The 1,149-nt window shown below is 67.3% G+C and carries 2 protein-coding genes; one reads left to right on the top strand and one right to left on the bottom strand.

The features are described 5' to 3' along the window. Window positions 1–54 precede the first annotated feature (54 nt). Entirely contained in the window at window positions 55–360 is a 306-nt protein-coding gene (locus EAW56_RS12905; protein ID WP_208636528.1) for a flavin-dependent monooxygenase, read from the bottom strand. 133 nt (window positions 361–493) lie between these two features. On the opposite strand from EAW56_RS12905, the gene EAW56_RS12390 reads away from it, so the two are divergent. Beyond that, the gene (locus tag EAW56_RS12390; protein ID WP_147453338.1) at window positions 494–916 is read left to right on the top strand and encodes a hypothetical protein; all 423 of its coding nucleotides are present in this window, start codon (window positions 494–496) and stop codon (window positions 914–916) included. Window positions 917–1,149: the final 233 nt, after the last annotated feature.

The raw sequence follows: 1,149 nt of genomic DNA, 5'->3' as shown, positions 1-1,149 counted from the left end.
CGATTCCCTTCGAGGGTCGGCCTAGAGCCCCGCTTCATGTGGGGCTCTAATTTTTTAACGCTTCTTGCCGCACACACCCCCCAATTCCGGCACCTCCCACGCAGTCACCGCTTGTACCTGCCTGTTGATTTCCGCATCGGGCATGTGCTTGAGGATCCAGTTTCGCGCGGCAGTCACCCGGTCGCCGCCGGTATGTAATGCTCGCCCGATCAGCCGCGACTGGCGAGCAACTTGTTGACTGCGGCGGCGCCGGTGCGTGTCGTAGGCAGAAAAGTCCGTGCTGCCTGCGCGCAGCAGCCGGGCGAGGACTGCAGCGTCTTCCAAACCCTGGCACGCGCCCTGCCCGAGGTTTGCCGTCATGGCGTGCGCCGCGTCCCCCGATCAGCACGACCTTGGTGTTGTAGTAGCTCGCGAGCGGTTTCGCCAACTCGTGGATGGGCAGGTACTGCACCGAGTGCTCCGGGCTGGCGAGCAGCAGGGCGGGGATCGGGTCGTGCCACTGCCCGAAGGTCGCGTGCACCTGGTGGAGCGCTTGGGCTCCGGGCTGGGCTTCTGGGCCGGAGGTGACGGCGAACCAGGAGGTGTGGCCGTCGTGAAGCGGGACGGCCCCGAAGCGGGTGCGCGCTCCCCAGGTCTCGAACCCGGCGTCAAGCGGTACCCCTTCGGTGATTGCGCGCCACGTGTTGTAGCCGGCGTAGGTCATGCCGGGATCGTCGAAGCAGCTGGCCCGCACTGCGCTGCGGATCCCGTCCGCGCCCACCACGACGTCGAAGCGCGCTTCAGTGCCGTCGGCGAAGGTGACTGTGCCGGATCTGGCGTCGACGCCCACCGCTTCCGCCGAGGTGTGGACGCGGGGGCCCGGGATGCCTGCGAGCAGCAGCGAGTGGAGTGTGGTGCGGTCGAGCGCGAGGGTTAAGCGCGCGTGATTTCCGGGGAGATGCGCGTGAGCCAATCTCCCCGTGGGTTAAGGATCCCGCCTTGCAATGGCGCTTGTTGCTGCTGCAGCGCGCGGAAATCTGCGTCTATACCTAAGGCGTCGAGGGCGGCAAGATCGTTCGGCGCGAGCGTGTGCCGGCGCCTCCGCTGCGGATCTGCGCATGCTCTTCGTAAACCTGCACGTCCATGCCCGCCCGGTGCAGCGCCGCCCCC

The sequence above is a fragment of the Corynebacterium gottingense genome, from assembly GCF_003693265.1.
Lineage (GTDB): Bacteria > Actinomycetota > Actinomycetes > Mycobacteriales > Mycobacteriaceae > Corynebacterium > Corynebacterium gottingense.
This window is presented reverse-complemented; position numbering and strand designations above follow the sequence as displayed.

Excerpts from the sequence above, each read along its gene's own strand:
- EAW56_RS12905 (WP_208636528.1), bottom strand. The coding sequence starts at position 360 with ATGACGGCAAACCTCGGGCAGGGCGCGTGCCAGGGTTTGGAAGACGCT.